This window comes from Halotia branconii CENA392 (genome assembly GCF_029953635.1).
GTDB classification, from domain to species: domain Bacteria; phylum Cyanobacteriota; class Cyanobacteriia; order Cyanobacteriales; family Nostocaceae; genus Halotia; species Halotia branconii.
In genome coordinates this window covers 6,235,924-6,255,615 of the sequence record NZ_CP124543.1, presented here as the reverse complement: position 1 = coordinate 6,255,615, position 19,692 = coordinate 6,235,924, and the positions used below count along the sequence as shown (strand labels likewise).

18 protein-coding genes are annotated in these 19,692 nt (G+C 40.6%); 8 read left to right on the top strand and 10 right to left on the bottom strand.

Annotation, left to right across the window (positions count from 1 at the left end):
- Nucleotides 1–47 precede the first annotated feature (47 nt).
- The 4 genes from QI031_RS27380 to QI031_RS27365 all read right to left on the bottom strand — a co-directional run bounded on the left by QI031_RS27380 (nt 48) and on the right by QI031_RS27365 (nt 2,931).
- On the bottom strand, nt 48–527 hold the full coding sequence (locus QI031_RS27380) for a hypothetical protein (protein WP_281482719.1): 480 nt from the start codon (nt 525–527) through the stop codon (nt 48–50).
- A 157-nt stretch (nt 528–684) separates the two neighbouring features.
- Nucleotides 685–1,314: a J domain-containing protein gene (locus tag QI031_RS27375; protein ID WP_281482718.1), complete on the bottom strand. Its 630-nt coding sequence runs from the start codon at nt 1,312–1,314 to the stop codon at nt 685–687.
- 254 nt (nt 1,315–1,568) lie between these two features.
- Entirely contained in the window at nt 1,569–2,162 is a 594-nt protein-coding gene (locus QI031_RS27370; RefSeq protein WP_214441916.1) for an ATP-dependent Clp protease proteolytic subunit, read from the bottom strand.
- A 106-nt stretch (nt 2,163–2,268) separates the two neighbouring features.
- On the bottom strand, nt 2,269–2,931 hold the full coding sequence (locus QI031_RS27365) for an ATP-dependent Clp protease proteolytic subunit (protein WP_281482717.1): 663 nt from the start codon (nt 2,929–2,931) through the stop codon (nt 2,269–2,271).
- Between the two features lie 316 nt (nt 2,932–3,247).
- Here QI031_RS27365 and QI031_RS27360 point away from each other — a divergent pair, with 316 nt between their 5' ends.
- Together QI031_RS27360 and QI031_RS27355 are read left to right on the top strand one after the other, a co-directional pair.
- Nucleotides 3,248–4,504: a vWA domain-containing protein gene (locus QI031_RS27360; protein WP_281482716.1), complete on the top strand. Its 1,257-nt coding sequence runs from the start codon at nt 3,248–3,250 to the stop codon at nt 4,502–4,504.
- Nucleotides 4,501–5,781 (top strand): vWA domain-containing protein, encoded by a 1,281-nt coding sequence (locus QI031_RS27355; RefSeq protein WP_281482715.1) that lies wholly within the window; start codon nt 4,501–4,503, stop codon nt 5,779–5,781. Before QI031_RS27360 ends, QI031_RS27355 begins: the two co-directional genes overlap by 4 nt.
- Nucleotides 5,782–6,153: 372 nt before the next feature.
- Here the strand turns inward: QI031_RS27355 and QI031_RS27350 are convergent, their stop codons facing one another.
- The 3 genes from QI031_RS27350 to QI031_RS27340 form a co-directional block, all read right to left on the bottom strand.
- Nucleotides 6,154–7,995 carry a tetratricopeptide repeat protein gene (locus QI031_RS27350; RefSeq protein ID WP_281482714.1) on the bottom strand — a complete coding sequence of 614 codons (1,842 nt, stop codon included), beginning with the start codon at nt 7,993–7,995 and terminating at the stop codon, nt 6,154–6,156.
- Nucleotides 7,996–8,081: 86 nt separating this feature from the next.
- Complete coding sequence (locus QI031_RS27345; RefSeq protein ID WP_281482713.1) at nt 8,082–8,828, bottom strand: dienelactone hydrolase family protein; 747 nt, start codon at nt 8,826–8,828, stop codon at nt 8,082–8,084.
- 14 nt (nt 8,829–8,842) lie between these two features.
- Nucleotides 8,843–10,804, bottom strand: coding sequence for a caspase family protein (locus QI031_RS27340; protein WP_281482712.1), 1,962 nt, complete (start codon nt 10,802–10,804; stop codon nt 8,843–8,845).
- Nucleotides 10,805–11,003: 199 nt separating this feature from the next.
- Here QI031_RS27340 and QI031_RS27335 point away from each other — a divergent pair, with 199 nt between their 5' ends.
- From QI031_RS27335 to QI031_RS27325, 3 genes are all read left to right on the top strand, one after another.
- Nucleotides 11,004–11,573, top strand: a complete 570-nt coding sequence (locus QI031_RS27335; protein WP_281482711.1) for a hypothetical protein — start codon at nt 11,004–11,006, stop codon at nt 11,571–11,573.
- 228 nt (nt 11,574–11,801) lie between these two features.
- On the top strand, nt 11,802–11,972 hold the full coding sequence (rpmF, locus tag QI031_RS27330) for a 50S ribosomal protein L32 (RefSeq protein ID WP_281482710.1): 171 nt from the start codon (nt 11,802–11,804) through the stop codon (nt 11,970–11,972).
- Nucleotides 11,973–12,087: 115 nt separating this feature from the next.
- The gene (locus QI031_RS27325; RefSeq protein ID WP_281482709.1) at nt 12,088–12,690 is read left to right on the top strand and encodes a sulfite oxidase-like oxidoreductase; all 603 of its coding nucleotides are present in this window, start codon (nt 12,088–12,090) and stop codon (nt 12,688–12,690) included.
- A gap of 1 nt (nt 12,691) precedes the next feature.
- Here QI031_RS27325 and QI031_RS27320 read toward each other — a convergent pair whose 3' ends face one another.
- Nucleotides 12,692–14,080: an aldehyde dehydrogenase gene (locus QI031_RS27320; RefSeq protein WP_281482708.1), complete on the bottom strand. Its 1,389-nt coding sequence runs from the start codon at nt 14,078–14,080 to the stop codon at nt 12,692–12,694.
- 49 nt (nt 14,081–14,129) lie between these two features.
- Nucleotides 14,130–15,320 carry an ATP-binding response regulator gene (locus QI031_RS27315; protein ID WP_281482707.1) on the bottom strand — a complete coding sequence of 397 codons (1,191 nt, stop codon included), beginning with the start codon at nt 15,318–15,320 and terminating at the stop codon, nt 14,130–14,132.
- A gap of 713 nt (nt 15,321–16,033) precedes the next feature.
- Here QI031_RS27315 and QI031_RS27310 point away from each other — a divergent pair.
- The 3 genes from QI031_RS27310 (at nt 16,034) to QI031_RS27300 (ending at nt 18,619) form a co-directional block, all read left to right on the top strand.
- Nucleotides 16,034–16,393, top strand: a complete 360-nt coding sequence (locus QI031_RS27310) for a rhodanese-like domain-containing protein (protein ID WP_281482706.1) — start codon at nt 16,034–16,036, stop codon at nt 16,391–16,393.
- Between the two features lie 420 nt (nt 16,394–16,813).
- Entirely contained in the window at nt 16,814–17,923 is a 1,110-nt protein-coding gene (gene hrcA / locus QI031_RS27305) for a heat-inducible transcriptional repressor HrcA (RefSeq protein ID WP_281482705.1), read from the top strand.
- Nucleotides 17,924–17,968: 45 nt separating this feature from the next.
- On the top strand, nt 17,969–18,619 hold the full coding sequence (locus tag QI031_RS27300; protein ID WP_281486138.1) for a DUF2834 domain-containing protein: 651 nt from the start codon (nt 17,969–17,971) through the stop codon (nt 18,617–18,619).
- Between the two features lie 203 nt (nt 18,620–18,822).
- Here QI031_RS27300 and crtW read toward each other — a convergent pair whose 3' ends face one another.
- On the bottom strand, nt 18,823–19,590 hold the full coding sequence (gene crtW, locus QI031_RS27295) for a beta-carotene ketolase CrtW (protein ID WP_281482704.1): 768 nt from the start codon (nt 19,588–19,590) through the stop codon (nt 18,823–18,825).
- Nucleotides 19,591–19,692: the final 102 nt, after the last annotated feature.

The following is a 19,692-nucleotide window of genomic DNA, read 5'->3' as shown; positions in this document are numbered from 1 at the left end:
CCTTCTTCCAAAAATTAGGGTTGAACGAATCAAAACAAAAACCAGAGTTATGGTGTAATGGTTAAGGTAACAACGTAGATATAAGTTCCTGGTGTAAAAGCTTGTGGTCGCTCTATTAACATACTTATCTCTAAGTTCGTATTACCAGCAGGTAAAGGCGCACTTCCACCGCCAACATCACTGCGAAAGTTAGTCGAACCAAACTTGACAAAAGCTGTGTGCTTTGTTCCAGATGGATCTTCAGTTTCTCCAGAGACAAGGCGGGGTGGTGAAACAGTAATAGTGGCAGGCGTAGTGGATTGAACACTGACTGTTGCAGGAGTTATTGATTCATACCTATTGGCATTTCCATTAACACCTACTATTCCTGTCGATTGTGCAGTACCGCCACTAGAATTACTAAAGGTAGTTTGAATAGGAACAGTTCCATTGAAAGGAACGTCTGCACTTTGAGCTAGCGCAGCTTGATCTAGAGCGATCGCACTTGCTAGCATCAAACTAGAAGTCAATGCGAGACGATAAAACATAAGGAAGTTGCCTGATTACTTAGCTTTGTCTGGCATCAGTGCTTTGTTATCAGGCTAACTATTAAAAAATACATTTTACAGAGAAAAAATACGTAATTAGGGTGAGGTGGCTCAAATTACGCTAAAACACTTAATCATTCAGAATTTACATAAAATCTTAAAAAATTTGCTCCAAGCGCTGAAAGTCGCGTTGCACCTCAAGCCACAGAGCCTTATTACTAGGGTCTGTTTTCAAAGCCTTTTTGAGATAAATTCTGGCTTTAAGTAATTGGTTTTCGGTAATTAAAGCTCGTCCCCAAATTTGATAAGCAACCGCCAGCCATTGACGTACTTCTGTATCCCCTGGTAGGCGTTCTGCTAAAGCTTCCGCGAGGGCGATCGCTTGGGGAAATCGTCTTTCTTTCAAAAACCGTTGCAGTTGCTCGTAAGTTTTCCACTTCAGCCGTTGTTCTATTTCCACCAAATTAGGGGGCTTTGGCGTTGGCGGCTTTTCGGTTGTCACCGTGGTTGTTGGTGCTTTTTCTCGGTGGGTGGCTTTTGCTTTGGGAATATCACGCTCAGATGCGGATGGCTGACGTGGCTGTGGGACTGTCTCCTCTGGAGGTACTACAGTTAAAAGCAGTCTGTAAGCCTCTGTCAAGGCAATAAATTTATCTTTAGCTTTTTTGTCATTTGGGTTAATATCGGGATGATATTGCTGGGCTAAACGTCTATAAGACGTTTTGATGTCGGCAAAAGAGGCTCCCGACCTTAAACCTAGTAAACGGTAGCAATCTCCAAGATCCATTTTGATCTATATAGCGATTGAAAATATGCAGCTTTCGGCTATTCGCTTCCAGCCTTAAGGTTTTTATTATAAAGACTAATTTTCTATTTTATAGTTCATATTTGGCAGTTTTTTTAGGGGCATTGGGCATTGGGCATGGGGCATTGGGCATTGGGCATTGGGCATTGGGGACAAGGAGAATTGGAGAATTGGGAAAAGAACTGTTCCCTTGTTCCCTTGTCTCCTTGTCTCCTTGTCTCCCCTGCTCCTCTAATCTACGGACGTTCTTCAATTACACGGTCAATTAAACCGTATTCCTTAGCTTCAGCAGCAGACATGAAAAAGTCACGATCCATGTCTTTTTCTATCTTGGCTATGGCTTGACCAGTATTTTGAGCATAAATCTCATTGAGTTGGTGACGAATCCGCAGAATCTCTTTAGCTTCAATTTCGATATCAGTAGCTTGCCCACGCGTACCACCAGAAGGCTGGTGAATCATAATCCGTGAGTGAGGCAATGCCATACGTTTGCCTTTAGTGCCAGCGGTCAATAGGAAAGATCCCATTGAGGCGGCTAAACCAACGCAAATTGTCACCACATCTGATTTGATGTGTTGCATGGTGTCAAAAATTGCCAAGCCAGACGTAACCATACCACCGGGGGAATTGATATATAAGTAAATATCCTTACCTGGATCGTCTGAATCCAGATACAGCATTACAGCAATAATTTGGTTGGCAATCTCATCATCAATATCTTTACCTAGGAAAATAATTCGTTCTCGGTAAAGGCGATCATAGATGCTAATCCAGTCTGTATACTGCCCTCCGGGCATCCGGTAAGGAACTTTAGGAACGCCTATAGGCATTTTCGTTACTCCGTTTGATAATTAGCAATTAGTTAATAGTCAGTGGTCATTAGTCAGTAGTGAATAGTAAAAAATAACTGACAATTAACAACTAACAAAGAACAAATTAAAGGACACTAGCGGGTAGGGGTGGATTGGCGAGTTCTTCTTTTTCAAAAACTCGGTCAATCAAACCGTATTCCTTCGCTTCGTAGGGTGTCATATATAACAGCCGATCCATGTCTTTGGTAATTTTTTCTGGAGGCTGTCCGGTGGTGCGATGAAGGATATCAACCATCGCGGTTTTATTTACCAAAACTTCTTTAGCCCGAATTTGAATATCCGTTGCTTGGCCTTGGGCGTAACTTTTGGGCTGATGCAGGATAATGTTGGAGTGAGGCAAACTGGCGCGACATCCTTTTGTGCCAGCACTAAGAAGCATCGCTGCCATACCCATCGCTGAACCAATACAGATGGTGTGAATGGGAGGCTTGATGTATTTGATGGTGTCGAATATGGCGAAAGCTTCGGTTTCAAAGCCGATAGGATCGCCACTGTAACCGGAAGTGCCGGTCGAGTTGATGTAAATTTTAATCGGTTTTTCGGGGTCGTCGGACTGCAAATACAGTAGTTCGGCCACGATCAATTCCGTGACAGCTGGCACCAGTGGCATTCCCAGATAGACAATTCTTTCCTTTAACAATAAGGAAGGCAAATCTGGCGGCGGTGTCCGGTAAGAGTTATCACCGTAATAAGGGGCTTGAACAGCCTTGATAGGGGAAATGTCCATAGCAACTGATCGCCTGAAACTATGCCGTTAACTGTAATACATCCTAGCGTGATGCAAGCTCTCTTCAAGTGCGGATTTCTCTCTAATGCACTAAAGAATTAAGGCTACGTATCGTAGGATAAACCAATATCCTTTACTTTTTGAGTATGGCGATCGCAATACCCAACTTACAATTCTCTATCTTAAGTTAATCCCCAATCCTAAGATATTCTGAATATATTAATGGATTCTGTATTGTTGAGGTTTTCCGTAGCGTTGATGTTACGGTTTGAAGTTATTTACAAATTATGTATATCTTAATTAGGAAGTTTGGGTTATGAAAGTTAACTTGCAACCTGTTTTAAATGATGGTAATTTAGACGCGCATCAACCAAGTAGTCAGCGTCAGTTGGCGATTTCGGTTTCGGCGATCGCGGAAAATCTTGACCGAAATGTACCACTGAATTTATGCTTAATTCTCGACCACAGTGGCTCGATGAATGGACGGCCGCTAGAAACTGTTAAAAAAGCGGCGAATCAATTAGTTGATAGACTTAGACCAGGCGATCGCTTGAGTATTGTAGTTTTCGATCACAGAGCCAAAGTCTTAATACCTAATCAAATTATCGAAGAACCAGAAAAAATCAAAAAGCAAATTAATCGTTTATCTGCCGATGGTGGAACTGCGATCGATGAAGGTTTACGCTTGGGAATTGAGGAATTAGCCAAGGGCAAAAAAGAAACAATTTCCCATGCCTTTTTGTTAACTGATGGGGAAAATGAACACGGTGATAACAATCGATGTTTGAAGTTTGCCGAGTTGGCTGCTGGCTATAATTTGACTTTGAATACTTTAGGTTTTGGTGATAATTGGAATCAAGATATTTTAGAACAAATAGCTGATGCTGGTCTAGGTACTTTGTCTTATATTCAAAAACCAGAACGAGCTGTAGATGAATTTAGTCGCTTGTTTAACCGAATGCAAACGGTAGGTTTAAATAATGCTTATTTACTGTTCTCCTTGATGCCCAATATCCGGTTAGCAGAACTCAAACCTATTGCTCAAGTTGCCCCAGATACAATTGAAGTACCAGTGCAGCAAGAAGCTGATGGACGTTTTGCTGTCCGCCTAGGAGATTTAATGAAAGATGTAGAACGGGTGATTTTAGCTAATATTTATTTAGGACAATTGCCAGCGGGTAAACAGGCGATCGCTAATGTCCAAGTCCGCTACGATGACCCTACTCAAAACCAAAATGGTTTATTTACGCCCAATATCCCCGTGTACGCTAATGTAGTTAGGGATTACCAGCCAGACATCAATCCCCAGGTGCAGCAGTCAATTCTAGCATTAGCTAAATATCGACAAACTCAGTTAGCGGAGACAAAATTGCAACAGGGAGATCGGTCTGGTGCTGCCACAATGCTGCAAACTGCCGCCAAAACAGCTCTGCAAATGGGAGATATAGGTGCGGCAACAGTGTTACAAACTTCTGCTACCCAACTGCAATCTGGTGAAGATTTATCCGAAAGCGATCGCAAAAAAACCCGAATTGTCTCAAAAACCGTGTTGAAAGATACCCCATCTTCATGAAAGTTCAATTGTTATCGACACTAAATGATCCTAATGTTGATGTGGCTCAATTGAGTAATCAACGTCAATTGGCAATTACAATTTCGGCAGTTGCGGGTGAACTTGAACAGCATGTACCACTTAATTTATGCTTGATTCTCGATCAAAGTGGTTCCATGCATGGACAACCATTATCAACTGTAATCCAAGCAGTAGAACAATTATTGGACAAATTGCAGCCAGGCGATCGCATCTGTATTGTCGCCTTTGCGGGTGCTGCACAAGTCATTATCCCTAACCAAATCATCAACGACCCTGAAAGCATCAAATCTCAAATTAAAAAGAAACTCAAGGCTAGTGGTGGTACGGTAATTGCTGAAGGTTTGCAACTTGGAATTACAGAATTGATGAAGGGAACAAAAGGCGCTGTTTCCCAAGCATTCCTACTTACAGATGGTCATGGTGAAAGCAGTTTACGGATTTGGAAGTGGGAACTAGGTAAAGACGACGACAAGCGCTGTCTGGAACTTGCCCACAAGGCAACTAAAATCAATTTGACTATTAATACTCTTGGTTTTGGTAGTGAGTGGAACCAGGATCTTTTAGAAAAAATTGCCGATGCTGGTGGTGGGACTTTAGCTCATATTGAGCGTCCTGAACAAGTAGTAGATGAATTTAGCCGTTTGTTTAGGCGCATTCAATCAGTAGGGTTAACTAATGCCTACTTGCTGTTGTCTTTAGTGCCAAATGTTCGACTAGCAGAACTCAAACCCATTGCTCAAGTTTACCCAGACACAATTGAGTTACCAGTACAACAAGAAGCGCATGGCGGTTTTATTGTGCGTTTGGGAGATTTGATGCAAGATGTGGAACGGGTGGTTTTAGCTAATCTTTATCTGGGACAGTTATCAGAAGGACAACAGGTTATTGGACATTTGCAAATCCGCTACGATGATCCGGCAGTGAATAAGCAGGGTCTAGTTTCCCCCATGATTCCTGTATATGCAAATGTGGTCAAGGCATATCAACCTGCTGTGAATCCTCAAGTACAACAATCCATTTTGGCATTAGCGAAGTATCGCCAAACTCAGTTAGCGGAAGCGAAATTACAACAAGGCGATCGCACTGGTGCAGCTACTATGCTGCAAACAGCAGCTAAAACTGCTTTACAAATCGGAGATACTGGTGCAGCCACAGTTTTGCAATCTTCCGCCACTCGCCTACAAGCTGGAGAACAACTTTCACAATCAGATTTGAAGAAAACCCGAATTGTATCAAAGACAGTTTTACAGGAATAGTATTAAAATATCTGCTTTTTAACACAGGCGATATGTTTTTATTAGAACAAAAAAGGCATAATAAATATCATAATTTTTCATACTTAGGACTTACGCAAAACTAACGCAATTTCGTCATTACGAGCGATAGCGACGTAATCGCAAAAATCCTGCGGCGGTAGTTGAATCTCGACTTCGCGGCAGTTGAGCGTAGTCGAAACTCGATTGCCGCGCAATCGAAACTCAGTACAAGACGCTCAGTGACCAAAGGCAGGGGGAGTAAGAAAAGTAATTTGTATCAATAATTTCGTGAAATGGTATTACGGGGCAGGATGAGCTTAACTACTTCTTTGTCTTATGAGAACATTTTGCCAACTATGCCAGCATTACTACCTACATATCTTGCTTGTAGATTTCTAACAACTGCGGAATATAATCATATCCATCTACACCAATAATCGCCATAATTTTAGGTCGGTGTTGCTGTAATAAATTTTGGAAAGCTTCTATTCCTATTTGCCCTTGGAGAATTATTAATAAACCCGCCGACTGCCGCCATTCATTAGAAGAAATTTGCTCTAAAAGATACATTCCTAAACTGCCAGTGTAAACGGCTTTCTCAGAATTTTGTAGATGATAATAAGCTTCAGCTAAATAAGCTAAATTCCGTCCTTGGAGATATAAATCACCAGAAACTTGGGCTGTTTTAAAGCCATTTTCTAAATATTGAATTGCATCTTGTGGCTTTTCTATAACTAGATAGGCAACACCTAAGCTACTAAAACATAAGGCTTTACTTTGAATATCGCCTAATTGTTCTGATAGTTTCAAACCTTGTTTTAAATAATTAATGGGCATTTCATAGTTTTCTGGTTCTACTTGTTCTTGCTTTTGTGCCTGCATAACTTCGCTGTAACCTAAATTAACTAGGGCATTAGCTTCTCCGGTGCGATCGCCTACTTGCCGACTTAAAATTAATGCTCGTTGACTGTAATTAATCGCCTCAGCATAGTTTTGTTCTTGGACATAAGTACGGCTGAGGTGGTTGAAATTGGCAATTTCACAGGGGCGATCGCCTGCATTTCTAGCTATCTCTAATGCTTGTTGATGAAAGGTTATGGAACGCCGATATTGTCCTAATGCCCGCTGCGAATAGCCTAAAAGCGTCAAAATTCGCGCCTTTTCCTGGGTTCCATCAACTCGCCGCAGTGGCTCATCTAAATAATCTAGGGCATCTCGCAAAGAGTTACCAGCGAAAGAGGCAAAAATCCCGCCATAAAGCGGAAAATATGGACGCAGAGCAAAGGTTCGCAAAATCTGGAGCATGATTTGAGCAGCTGCATTGCTGTAAACAGCCGTACTACCAAAACCATTTGCTAATTGACTCCAAATGACTGCAAATGTCAAAAAAGTAGAAATTGACAATTTTGAGCCTGCTTGCACATTGTAAGCTTGTTGGTCAAACCAGTTGACTAACCCCCGTTGTACATATTGTAAAATCAAGGCCATTTCTACCCAATCACTGAGGGTAACACCACTTTGTTTTTCGGCAAATTCAATTGCAGACTGCTCCATTGCTAAGGTACGAAACAGTGTTTGGGGTAACTCACTATTAACTTGTTTTGCCCAAGTTGCCCACGGACCATGTTCTCCAGGTACGCCGCCAAATCCCAATTGTCGATTTTGCTCATACATCCAACTGACCAAATGCTCTTGGAGTCGCTGCCAAGCTGCCAAACCACGGGTAATTCCTTGGGATATTTGCTGTAAATCAGTATCTGCCTGGGCAAATTGTTGTAAAGCTTTAGACAACTGCTGTAATTGTTGAATATTCAGCGGTTGCTTTTGATTGGGGTCAGTAAAACGTAAAAATATCGCTAGACGTTCATCAGCAGCAGCTGTGGTGATTTCTTTGGCTGCTGAGGCGATCGCTTCTGTGGCTTTGTTTTGTTCTGAATAACGTTGCCATTGACTTTGAATCGTCTTAATTGCCCTTAAACTCCGATTAGCCTTAGCTTTCTTGAGTTCATCTGTTTCACTATCTACTTGGTTTTGGATGGCACTGAAGCGATCGCTCAAAACTAGTTCAAAAACTTCCCCTGTACCGGAAGTTATATTTTTTTGCAACATTTGGTACACCAACTCTACAGAGCTAATTTTGCCCTGGAGGGTGAGTTGAACGATTTCGTCGATTAAAGCGAGATAGCGATCGCGCAATGGCAGAGATTCTGTCACTTTAGCTGCTGGAGAACATCATATTAATTCTAATTCTAGTTCTGGCACTCATGATATAACATTAGGTTTAAGTCAATCTGAATTAATTACGAATTATCTGCAAATATACCCGCCAAAAAAGCTGTTATTTCAGACCAAGCAGAGGTAGTGGCAGCAGAATCGTAACGATAACCGTCGTCACGCATGAAGGTATGTTCTGCTTTATATAAAACTACTTTGTGAGTGACGTTAGCATTTTCTAGAGCTTTAATTAAGGTTTGACGGTCATTTTCCGGTACGTGAGGATCAAGAGTTCCTAATACAATCAGCATCTCACCATTGATTTCACTCACACGATCAATTGTATCGGCTATCCCCTTACCTAGTTTGCCACTGGGGATGCCAGTCGGGTAACAGCAGACAGAAGCTTTAATTTCACTTTCAAAAGCTGCTCGAAAAGCTAAATGTCCACCAATACAAAAGCCCAACGTACTTATTTTATTAGGAGCAACCGAACTTTCGGCTTTGAGAAAATCAATCACAGCCCGACAATCCGCATCATAATCTGCGATCGCAGTCCGACGAGCATCATCATTACCCCGCATTCGCCCAAGATCATCTGGCTCAATCATCAAACCAATTGGTTCCAAACGATGAAAAATTTCTGGAGCTGCTACGACATAACCATATCCAGCTAGGTAATTAGCTAGACGAATCATCGCCCCGCCTAACTGATAAATATCGCTATAGAACAAAATACCTGGGTAAAGTCCTGGTGGTTTAGGAGATGCGACATAAACGCGCATTAAACTGTCGTCAACTCTCAAATCAATATTACGTTTGGTGATTTGCACTTTATACTATGTGTTTAATTTTTACTTTTTCTTGATTGCCATTTTTGGATGGCTTCTTGAGCATCTTCGTAAACAGCTGTCAACTCTGGGACTAAAGTAGCGGTTTCAATTGCTGCTGTGAAATTTCCTTGGTTAGCCCGGCTCTTGGCTAAATTGAGAATTTTTTCACTCCATTTATTAATCGATTTCTGTGCCATATCGAAGCCTGGTTGATTCGGTGGGACTCTTTTAGCAACTTCGATCGCACGATTATAAGTAGATGCTTGTTCAGGCTTAATTAACGCATTAGCTGCATCCAAAACAGTTTTGTTGCCTAGATACTGTTTGGCTTCTAAGCGCCACTGGTTAATTGCTGCTTGGGCTTTGGCATAAAGAGCTTCATTTTTAGTAATTAATTGGGCTGCGGCAATGGCAGTTGCGTATTGCCTTTGCTTGGCACGTCCCTCTGCTAAATCTAAAATCATCCGGCTCCAAATCTTAATATTTTCCTGAGCCTGTTCGTAGAGTGGTTCACCCGGTTTAATTTTACGAGCAGTGGCGATCGCTAAACGCAAATCACTAGCTTGAGTTTGTCTCAGGGACATTTTCGCCAAGTCTAAAACCGCCTGATTTTGCTTTTTTGACTCAGAACTAGAGACTATTTGGGCGTTTGATTGATTTTTTGGTGGAGTTATTGGGGGTGTTTGAGGAATTGGGGAATCTCTAGCAGTAGTATTGGGTAATGCTGGTGATATCTGTTTCTCTCTCAAAAATCTAGCTTGATTGCGAAGAATAACTATGATCATCAAAGCCACCACTACCATAGTGCCTCCACCCCACAATACAAATTGTTTCCATAAAGGAGCATAGGCTTTTTGTTGAGGCAAACGAGATACGTAAGGCTGGGGAGCATTCGGGATAAACCTGCCTTCACCTGCTTGTGGAGATGTTGCCACTGCTACAGACGACTGGTTAAAATGCTGCTCTTTCGTAACTACATTATTAGGGAATTTTTGCTCCTCAAATCTTTCTACCCTAGATGTAAAGGTTGGCGGCATTTGCTCAGCTCTAGCACTAAGACTAGTTTCTCTTTTTTGGGCTTCTTCCCAAATACCTGATTTTTGTACCGTGGTTAAAATTTTTGGGGATTTTTCTGCGAGGGAGGGGGCTGCAAGTGCCACAGCAAAAGATTCTTCTGGAAAAATAATTGGTTCTACTTCGCTGGGTTGTACTGTGCTAGGGACTGCTTGACTATTATTTTGGCTCTCCAATTGCGGCAAGATAACTTGCTGTTTAGATGGGATAACTATTAAAGGATCTTGTATGGGTCGCCAGTAATTTTGACATAATTCTGGGGTCAGACTGCTGAGGTAGCTTTCTAGATCCGTCAAGTTACTGCCATTACCAGAACGCAAAGCTTCCAATAACGCTGCTGTAAAGAATCCGTGACCTAATTCGCTACTTTCATGGGAAAACTGATTTGGCTGACAAGAAAGAATCGTAGCAAGTTGGAGTTCTTGGGCTAGTTCTTGCGTTTCTTGCCCAACAGCAGCATCAGCCTGAGTGCCGAAAGCACGGTTAATATCAAGCACTAACACTACATTTAAGTCAGCTAGTTGCAGACTTTGCATTAGCGATCGCACTTCTATGCCAGTATCCTGCACAAATTCAGGATCTCCTTGGATTGGCATTAAGTAATCTTTGCCGTCGTAGTTTACCCCATAACCACTGAAGAATAACCACAGATGGTCTTGTGGTTGCCAACACGCCGCGTTCAAATCCTCAAGCAGTAAAAGAATATTTTCTTTAGTCGGATAGGTGGATCTATCTCCAATCGGCGGTGAAGTATCTGTCATCAGCAGGGAGCGTTGGGGTGCAAAACCTGCATCTTGAATTAAAAAGTTATTTAGCGCTTCGGCATCTGCTTGGGCACAACGTAAAGGTTGAAATAACTGATATTGATTGATGCCAATAGCGATCGCCCAGTAATTTGCCATCCCGCTTTTGGTAAATTGTTGTTTGCTTGCCTAAAATTGCGGTTGGCTTTGCTGAAAAAACAAAGCTAACCTATGTCTTATAGTCTAGGAGTTTCTGATTGAACTTTTAGATTTTAAGTATTTTAAATTACATCTAAATTAACGAAAAATACTTGTACAACATTCAAAATACAGTTGATCATTTAGGAGCTATAAGGTCATGACTAAAAGAGTTGTTCACCAACTATCATCGATCATTCCCTTTCCATTTATTAGCCAAATTGCCAAGAAGATCCGGATACTTCCATTAATAGTTTTGCTTTTTTCTACAGTCCCAGTATGGGTTGTAACAGAACTACTCGCGCCCCAGGTAGTACGAGCTTATACTGCCAGAGTCGACTTGACTATTGATCGCTTACCAGATGAAAACTACGAAACCATACTCCGAAGAGCAGAAGCAACTGCCAGGGCTGCTGCTCAACGAAGTTTTGACCAAGATATTTTAGTTACAGATGCTTCAGTTATTGTATCCGTACAAAGTTATGGAGCGATCGCACCAATTTTGGTGTTAGATGTCAGTCGTCAGCAATGGCGTACCCGTCCAGATGCACAACGTTGGGCAACTTACTTCAAGACAGCGCGATCGCTACTACTTTTTGACACAAATCAGCAAACTTCCAACCCAGGTCAAGCAGCTTTGACTATTCCCACTGCTCCCCCAGTAACCGCAACACCAGACGCAAAAGCACCAGAACAGCCACCTACCAATCCAGTTCCCGTTCAACAGTGAAGAAGCAGGGGAGCAGGGAGCAGGGAGAAAAGGAGAAAGAGCTAATTTTTCTTCATCCCCTGAACGCTAAGTTTCGACTACGCTCAACTGCCGCGTAGCCGAAGCGTACACCCCGCACCCTGCCCCAATTCCTTTTGTTCCCTATTCCTTATTCCCATTTAATTTTCGGCTGTTCGATATTGATCGCTTAGAATAGAAAGGTTGTCAAGAATTGCGATATCCGCTAACATGGCTGTTCCTAAGAAGAAAACATCCAAATCCAAACGAGATAAACGTCGAGCTACCTGGAGACACAAAGCTGCTGTAGAAGCACAAAAAGCTCTTTCTTTAGGCAAATCAATTTTGACTGGACGTTCTACATTTGTCTATCCAACTGCCGAAGAAGAGGAAGAAGAATAATAAAAAACTTTTTTTGTGTCTTAGTGTCTTAGTGGTTGAAGATATTTTTACCACGAAGTCACTAAGACACCAAGTATTTTCAAGTCAGTTTGATCAGACTTCTTTTTGTGAAAATATGCCAGGAAAATTTTTTCAAAAACCAAATCAACAAGAAAGCGAACGTGTTCCCCCTGGACAACATCTAGCTAAAGGATTCCCTGTATTAACCTACGGTGCAACGCCCCAAGTCAAAATAGAAGAATGGGAGTTTCGAGTTTGGGGTTTAGCAAAATCTGCCGTGCTAAATTGGTCAGATTTTATGGAAATGCCTCACCATGAATTTACAGATGACTTTCACTGTGTAACTCGTTGGTCAAAACTAGATGTCAAGTGGACTGGTATTAAAGTAACGGACTTTATGAGTCTGATTGAGGTAGAACCCCAAGCTGTTCATATTATGGAACACTGCTACGGTGGCTACACTACTAATATCTCAATGGAAGACTTTGTCAGAGAAGAAAATTTTTTTGCTTTTGAATTATTTGGTGAGCCATTACCAGCTGAACATGGTGGCCCCATGCGACTCGTTGTACCCCATCTCTACGCCTGGAAAAGTGCTAAATGGATTAATGGCTTGGAGTTTCTTAATAAAGAGGAACTTGGTTTTTGGGAGCGCAATGGCTACCATCATCGTGGTGAACCTTGGGCGGAGGAGCGTTACAGCAGTGCTATTGGTTAGTTCAGCCAATAATTCGTTTTAATAGGGATAATTTGCCTTTATAAGGAGCGTATCGCCAATTTAAATCTAACCAGAATGAGTTTTGTAATACACTTTTGTAATGTGAAAAGGTGTCAAAACTAGCTTTACCATGATAAGTACCAATACCACTATCACCAACGCCGCCAAATGGTAAAGATGAAACACCAAACTGCATAATTGTGTCGTTAAAACAAACTCCACCAGATGAAGTTTCTTGCAAAACTCGCTTTTGCAGTTGTTTATTTTGCGAAAATAAGTATAAAGCTAAAGGTTTTGGTTTAGAGTTAATTAAGGCGATCGCCTCTGTAATATTGGTGTATGCAATTACAGGCAGAATTGGGCCAAAAATTTCCTCTTGCATTACAGAATCTTCCACAGAAACGTTATCAATCACTGTCGGGGCAATATAACGTTCTGATGGGTTAGTTTCTCCACCAATGATAATTTCACCACTTTTGAGCAAGTTAGCCAACCTTTCAAAATGTTTTTGACTGATAATTCTGGCGTAATCAGGATTTTTTTCTGGATGATCTCCGTAAAATTCGTTTAAACATTTCTTCAAACCATCGATAAAATCTTGTTTGATTTTTTGATTAACTAATATATAGTCAGGCGCAATACAAGTTTGTCCGGCATTAATAAATTTGCCCCAAGTAATGCGTCTTAAAGTGTGTTCAAGATTAATATCAGTATCTACGATACAAGGACTTTTACCACCTAATTCTAAAGTAACTGGTGTGAGGTGTTCTGCCGCCGCCGCCATGACAACTTTACCTACAGCTGTACTACCAGTAAAGAAGATATGGTCAAATTTTTCTGCTAGTATTTTTTTATTTGTTTCTACACCTCCTTCTAAAACTGCAATATACTCTGGTACAAAATATTTGCTAATAAGTTTGGCTAACAAATTAGAAGTGTGAGAGGCAAGTTCTGAAGGTTTGATAATTGCACAATTTCCGGCTGCGATCGCACCTACTAATGGAGAGATAATTAAATTAAATGGGTAATTCCAAGCACCAATAATTAATGCAACTCCTCGCGGTTCTGGATATATTTTTGCTGAATAAGAAAAGAAGTCGAAAGAAACTGCTGCCTTTTTGGGCTTTACCCAGTTTTTAAGATGTTTAATAGCATAATCAATTTCTTTAACAGTACTGATTTCTGTAGCATAGGCTTCAAATTCTGGTTTATGCAAATCAGCATGTAATGCTTGAATTATTGCTAGTTTATTATCAACTATTAATTGCTTGAGGGTTTTAAGCTGTTCAATCCGGAAAGCAATATCTTTAGTTTTATCTGTTTGAAAAAAATCACGTTGTTTATGAATGGTTTCTGCAATATTGGAATTAGATAAGTCAGTATTAATCATTTGTTTTACTCATAAATTGATTGAAAGTTAAGTTGAAACTCGCTTTTTTTTAAAACCTAGTTTTACCTGTTCCCTGTTCCTTGTTCCCTTCCATTGGTTGTTTCATTGGCAAACTAACAATAAATGTAGTGCCTTTACCTAACTCAGAATTGACTAAAATAGTTCCTTGATGCGCCTCAACAATTCGCCGAGAAAGGTACAATCCTAAGCCACTACCAGAACTTTTGTGACTTCCTTGCCGAAAACGTTCAAACAAGACGGCTTGTTCTTCAGAAGGAATACCAGAGCCTGTATCAGCTACTTCAATGGTAATGTAATCAGTGATTGTGGAAGGTAAAGAAAATTCCTTATTGTTAATTTTACTACTTAAAATTACAGGAGTAATGCGGATAGTTATTGAGCCAGATTCAGTAAATTTAATCGCATTACCAATTAGGTTAGTAAACAGACGATGCAACTCTAAGCGATCGCCCATAATTGTACTTGCGTTTACAGCCTCAGCAATATCCAGATTGATGGCTAAGGTTTTGTCTTTGATTAAAGGTGTCAGTTCCCCGACTATCTCTTCTAACAATTTATTCAAATCCACCGCTTGAAAAGCTAGTGTTTTACGACCTGCTTCAAAGCGATAAACTTCCAACAAGGTATTAACCATAGTCAGCAGATTAACATTACTGCGAGCCATGATCGTAATCACTTCTTGTATTTGTGGTGATAAGTTGCCTAAAGCACCTTGCTGGAACAGCATCAACATCCGATCAGCTGCTACTAAGGGAGTACGTAAATCGTGGGTGAGGCGGGAGACAAAATCTTCTCGCTGACGGGCAATTTCATCACGTTCATCGATACTACGCTTCAACCGCAAAAGCGATCGCACCCGTGCTAGCAATTCGTCTACTGTCACAGGTTTGCGAATAAAATCATCAGCACCTAAATCTAATCCATGTGCCACATTAGGAGCATCATGGGCAGTAATGAGCAAAATTGGGATATACTGCTGCATCTTTAGATCGCCGCGAATCCGTTTAGTAACTTCGTAACCATCCATTCCTGGCATCATCAAATCTAGTAATACTAAATCGCAAGGTGAGGCTTGAAGTTGTGCCAATGCTGAAATGCCATTTTCTGCCGTGCTAACTGTGTAGCCTTCTTCCTCCAAAATGGTTTTGATTAAAAACACATTATCAGGAGAGTCATCGACAACCAGAATCTTATCAGAGCGAGGAGATTGTGAACTCATGTAGCTGCCAAGTATAGGGGAAATTTTTGCTAGATAAATAATTCACCACAGGAACTTTGCCTAAGGTGCAATTTGAGACTTGAATATAGCAGATGATTGTATCGGATCGAGTGGGTCAAAAGAGGCAGGGGAGAAGGGGGCAGGGCGCAAGGGGGAAATGAAGAAGAGGAATTGGGGCAGGGTGCGGGGTGCAAGGGAGAAATGAAGAAGAGGAATTACCTCTTTCCCTCTGCTCCCTGCCCCTCCGCTTCTTCTGGTAACTGGAGATACAATTACGTAGGCGATCGCTTGTTATCAAAAATAGTTTTCAACTTTATGAATAACTTTTTACCCATGCCCCATAGCCATAAAAATACCCCCATTTTTACATTGGGGGTAAGCAAATCGTTAATGGGTTTAACGGGTAGAATCCGATAGTTCTAGGTTTCGATATAAATATTTCGGTATATGTGCCAATACTAGCACTGATAAATTTGAATGCTAAGAGCGATCGCTAACTCTTAAAAATAGCTTTACGATAACTGAATAAGCTGGTATTTCTCTCATTCAACTGACAACACTTCGACAAGCTACTTCTACTACGCTCAGTACAAGTCAGTGCATCGCTGACAACTGACAACTGACAACTAACCCGCGTAGCGTAAACAAATACTCATGCTAGGATACAGATTTTCTGTCACCATAAATCATATAGGATTGTTCAGAAAAACTTCATGACAGGGAAATCTTTAGGTCAACCTATGATCCAGATTAGTGTAGAAGAATTAGCACAACGGCTGTCTTCTGGCGATGCAAATATTCAGCTAGTAGATGTACGAGAACCACAAGAACTAGCGATCGCTAGCATTGATGGCTTTGTCAACTTACCCTTGAGTGAATTTGTGGAATGGGGCGATCAAGTCCCTACTATGTTCAATCCCCATGCTGAGACCCTTGTATTATGTCACCACGGCATCCGTTCTGCCCAGATGTGCCAGTGGTTATTGGCTCAAGGATTTACAAATGTTAAAAATATTGTAGGCGGTATTGATGCCTATTCTTTATTAGTTGACTCTTCAATTCCCCAATATTAGTCCATCGTTTATGAAATATAGCATTGCTTATTTAGGACTTACTCTTCCATAAAAGCAATGCTATTCTTAATGCAATATTGTGTAAATTGATAGTCTATTGGCGAACGCCCGCAATTCTCGAAATTCAGAGAATTTGCTGCTGTCAACAGATCTAAAACAGTTACAAAAATCAGTAATTTCATATACAATTTTTATATAAAGTTTATGCAAATATACTTAAATGATCTCATGATTATACTTGATAAACGCTGATTTGCTAGCAAAAGTCAAGCTCTATAAGATAGCAATTTCAAAACATTACTCTTAGCTATTACAATAAAAATAAATATTTTGCCACCTTAATTAACTATTATTAATAGTCAAATTTAAAAATTCTTCCCAATCTTTTGATTAAAATTTGCCTCCAGCAAAACATACCCTATGGAAGTTCAGTTAACAAATCGACAACAGCATATACTTTGGGCAACGGTACGTCACTATATTGCTACAGCGGAGCCTGTTGGTTCAAAAGCTTTAGTCGAGGAGTACGATTTGGGTGTTAGTTCAGCCACTATTCGTAATGTGATGGGCGTTTTAGAAAAGTCTGGGTTACTTTACCAACCACACACCTCTGCTGGTAGAGTACCTTCAGACTCAGGCTATCGCATTTATGTTGACCAGTTGATTACACCTTCTCTGCGAGACATTACGCGAATGGAAGTTTTAGCCAAAGAGACAGAACTAACACTGCAACAACGCCTTCATTGGGAAGATTGGAGTCTAGAAGCTTTGTTGCAAGGAGCAGCTCAAATTTTAGCAACTTTGAGTGGGTGCGTTAGCTTGATTACCATGCCACAAACCACCACAGCAATTTTGCGACATCTGCAATTAATGCAAATTGAAGCCGGGCGGATTATGTTGATTGTGGTGACAGATGCTTATGAAACCCATTCTAAGTTGATGGATTTGCCTCCAGTCCGGGAAGAAACACAACGCGATCCAGAAGTAATTGATCGGGAATTGCAGATAGTTTCTAACTTTTTGAATACCCATTTGCGGGGGCGGAGTTTGTTGGAATTGGGTAATCTTGATTGGAGCCAATTAGATCTTGAGTTCCAACGCTATGGCGAGTTTTTGAAGAGTTCGGTAGCAGAATTAACTCGTCGAACTTTAGCACCAGCTGCAACACAAATTATGGTTAGAGGTGTGGCAGAAGTATTGCGTCAGCCAGAATTTTCTCAATTAGAGCAAGTAAAAACGATTATCCACCTCTTGGAAGAAGAACAAGACCAACTGTGGCGATTAATATTCGAGGAGCCTGAGGTAGAAGAAACGGGCAAACAACGGGTAACAGTTCGCATTGGTGCAGAAAATCCTCTAGAACCGATACGCACCTGCACTTTGATTTCTTCGACCTATCGTCGAGGTTCTGTGCCAGTAGGAAGTGTAGGAGTTTTGGGGCCAACACGCTTAGATTATGAAAGTGCGATCGCAGTTGTGGCTAGTGCCGCTGATTACCTCTCAGAAGCATTTGGTTATTTCAATTCCTGATTTTTAAAAGTGTTAATCAAAAACGTGAGAAAAATCATCTTGGGGATGCTGTGGTTAGGGTTGATTACCTATGCTTTTCTCCTTGCCCCTCCCGATCAACCTGACACATTCATGTTGATCAAAAATTTATCTATTGGTCAATGGCAAGGCATTAATCCCTTAGTCATAGCCCTATTTAATCTGATGGGTATTTGGCCTTTAATCTACAGCGCAGTCATTTTTATTGATGGCAGAAATCAAAAAATACCCGCTTGGCCGTTTGCTACGTTCTCTTTTGCAGTGGGTGCATTTGCTTTATTGCCTTATTTAGCTTTAAGAGAACCAAATAAACAATTTATCGGTAGCAAGAATGCTTTACTTAAGCTGCTAGATTCTCGCATAACTGGCATTGTGCTGATTATAGCAACACTTATTCTAGTCACCTTTGGGTTACAAAAAGGAGATTGGGGAAATTTTATACAACAGTGGCAAACCAGCCGTTTTATTCATGTAATGAGTTTGGATTTTTGCTTACTTTGCTTATTATTCCCAACATTACTAAAAGATGATATAGCACGTCGTAACTCGAAAAATCCCCAGTTGTTGTGGTTAATCGGTTTGATTCCACTGTTTGGTTCTTTGATTTATTTATGTGTGCGTCCACCCTTACCAGAAGTAAATGCAGATATAATATCTAAACAGCAAGCAGCCAATTAAAGTCTTTTTAGTGTTGCATAATGGCGGTATGAATTTATCGGGCTACGCTCTGCGTTAAGCGAAGCTATACCGTAGGCTTTACGCTAACACGCAAAAGCAAGGCAGCGCGTTGAGCAGTTTCCCCGACTTGTAGCGACTACCACGCATTCGCTGTTAGGCGTTCCCGCAGGTAAACGCAAAGGTTAAGAGTTTTTTATGAGGAATTATTGTTTATGCATTTTATAAACTTTTGGTAGTTGCCACCAAGGAATATGAGGGTATTCGTGATGTTCTTTGTGGTAGCCAAAGTGATAGCATGTGATAAATGACCACCAAATAGGACGGTTGATAGTTTGGGCATTATGAGGCTGAATATAACCTCCTATTGGTTCACTATGTGGTAGAAAAGTTCCAAAATAAAATAATTGTAGCGAACTTAAAAGCGAAGGAACTGCCCAAAAATAAATTAAATTATAGGCAGGAATATGGAAATAGTGATTAGCTAAATTATAAATAATAGTTATGATGATAATTTGTCGCCAACTCCAATAACTCTTCATAAAATGAAAATACCAACCCCAGAAGTTTTTATGTATACCATCGTGGAAATCTGGGTCTATATTACTAGCAGGGTTATGGTGATGTAACCAATGTTTTTTTAGTAATTTTTTATATGGTAAAAGACCATAAAGAGATATACACAATAAACCAATAAAATGATTGACTTTAGGATTTTGAGGAAAAACTACCCCATGCATGGCATCATGAGATGTAATAAATAATCCTGTATATAAAAATGTTTGCCAAATTACAATAGGTAACAAAATCAAAAAATTAACTTGGGATATGTCTATAGAAAGTAAGAAACCTAAGCTAATTACCCAAATGCTAATAATAGCAGAAGCAATAAAAAGTCCTTTAAATAAAAATTTACTTTTCACTTCTGGATTCAATTCTATCTGATAACTAGGTAGTGGTTCTAAATGGATCACGCACTTACTCCGCGTAGTATTCACGTTAAAAATACCAAAATATACTCAACACAAAAAGCACTAACAACTTGCTAAAAACCTCTCTTAGCGGTTAGCGTTCTG

Bases quoted from the DNA above. Each gene is read 5' to 3' on its own strand.
- QI031_RS27380 (WP_281482719.1), bottom strand. From the start codon at position 527: ATGTTTTATCGTCTCGCATTGACTTCTAGTTTGATGCTAGCAAGTGCG.
- QI031_RS27375 (WP_281482718.1), bottom strand. From the start codon at position 1,314: ATGGATCTTGGAGATTGCTACCGTTTACTAGGTTTAAGGTCGGGAGCC.
- QI031_RS27370 (WP_214441916.1), bottom strand. From the start codon at position 2,162: ATGCCTATAGGCGTTCCTAAAGTTCCTTACCGGATGCCCGGAGGGCAG.
- QI031_RS27365 (WP_281482717.1), bottom strand. From the start codon at position 2,931: ATGGACATTTCCCCTATCAAGGCTGTTCAAGCCCCTTATTACGGTGAT.
- QI031_RS27360 (WP_281482716.1), top strand. From the start codon at position 3,248: ATGAAAGTTAACTTGCAACCTGTTTTAAATGATGGTAATTTAGACGCG.
- QI031_RS27355 (WP_281482715.1), top strand. From the start codon at position 4,501: ATGAAAGTTCAATTGTTATCGACACTAAATGATCCTAATGTTGATGTG.
- QI031_RS27340 (WP_281482712.1), bottom strand. From the start codon at position 10,804: ATGGCAAATTACTGGGCGATCGCTATTGGCATCAATCAATATCAGTTA.
- QI031_RS27335 (WP_281482711.1), top strand. From the start codon at position 11,004: ATGACTAAAAGAGTTGTTCACCAACTATCATCGATCATTCCCTTTCCA.
- rpmF (WP_281482710.1), top strand. From the start codon at position 11,802: ATGGCTGTTCCTAAGAAGAAAACATCCAAATCCAAACGAGATAAACGT.
- QI031_RS27325 (WP_281482709.1), top strand. From the start codon at position 12,088: ATGCCAGGAAAATTTTTTCAAAAACCAAATCAACAAGAAAGCGAACGT.
- QI031_RS27320 (WP_281482708.1), bottom strand. From the start codon at position 14,080: ATGATTAATACTGACTTATCTAATTCCAATATTGCAGAAACCATTCAT.
- QI031_RS27315 (WP_281482707.1), bottom strand. From the start codon at position 15,320: ATGAGTTCACAATCTCCTCGCTCTGATAAGATTCTGGTTGTCGATGAC.
- QI031_RS27310 (WP_281482706.1), top strand. From the start codon at position 16,034: ATGACAGGGAAATCTTTAGGTCAACCTATGATCCAGATTAGTGTAGAA.
- hrcA (WP_281482705.1), top strand. From the start codon at position 16,814: ATGGAAGTTCAGTTAACAAATCGACAACAGCATATACTTTGGGCAACG.
- QI031_RS27300 (WP_281486138.1), top strand. From the start codon at position 17,969: ATGCTGTGGTTAGGGTTGATTACCTATGCTTTTCTCCTTGCCCCTCCC.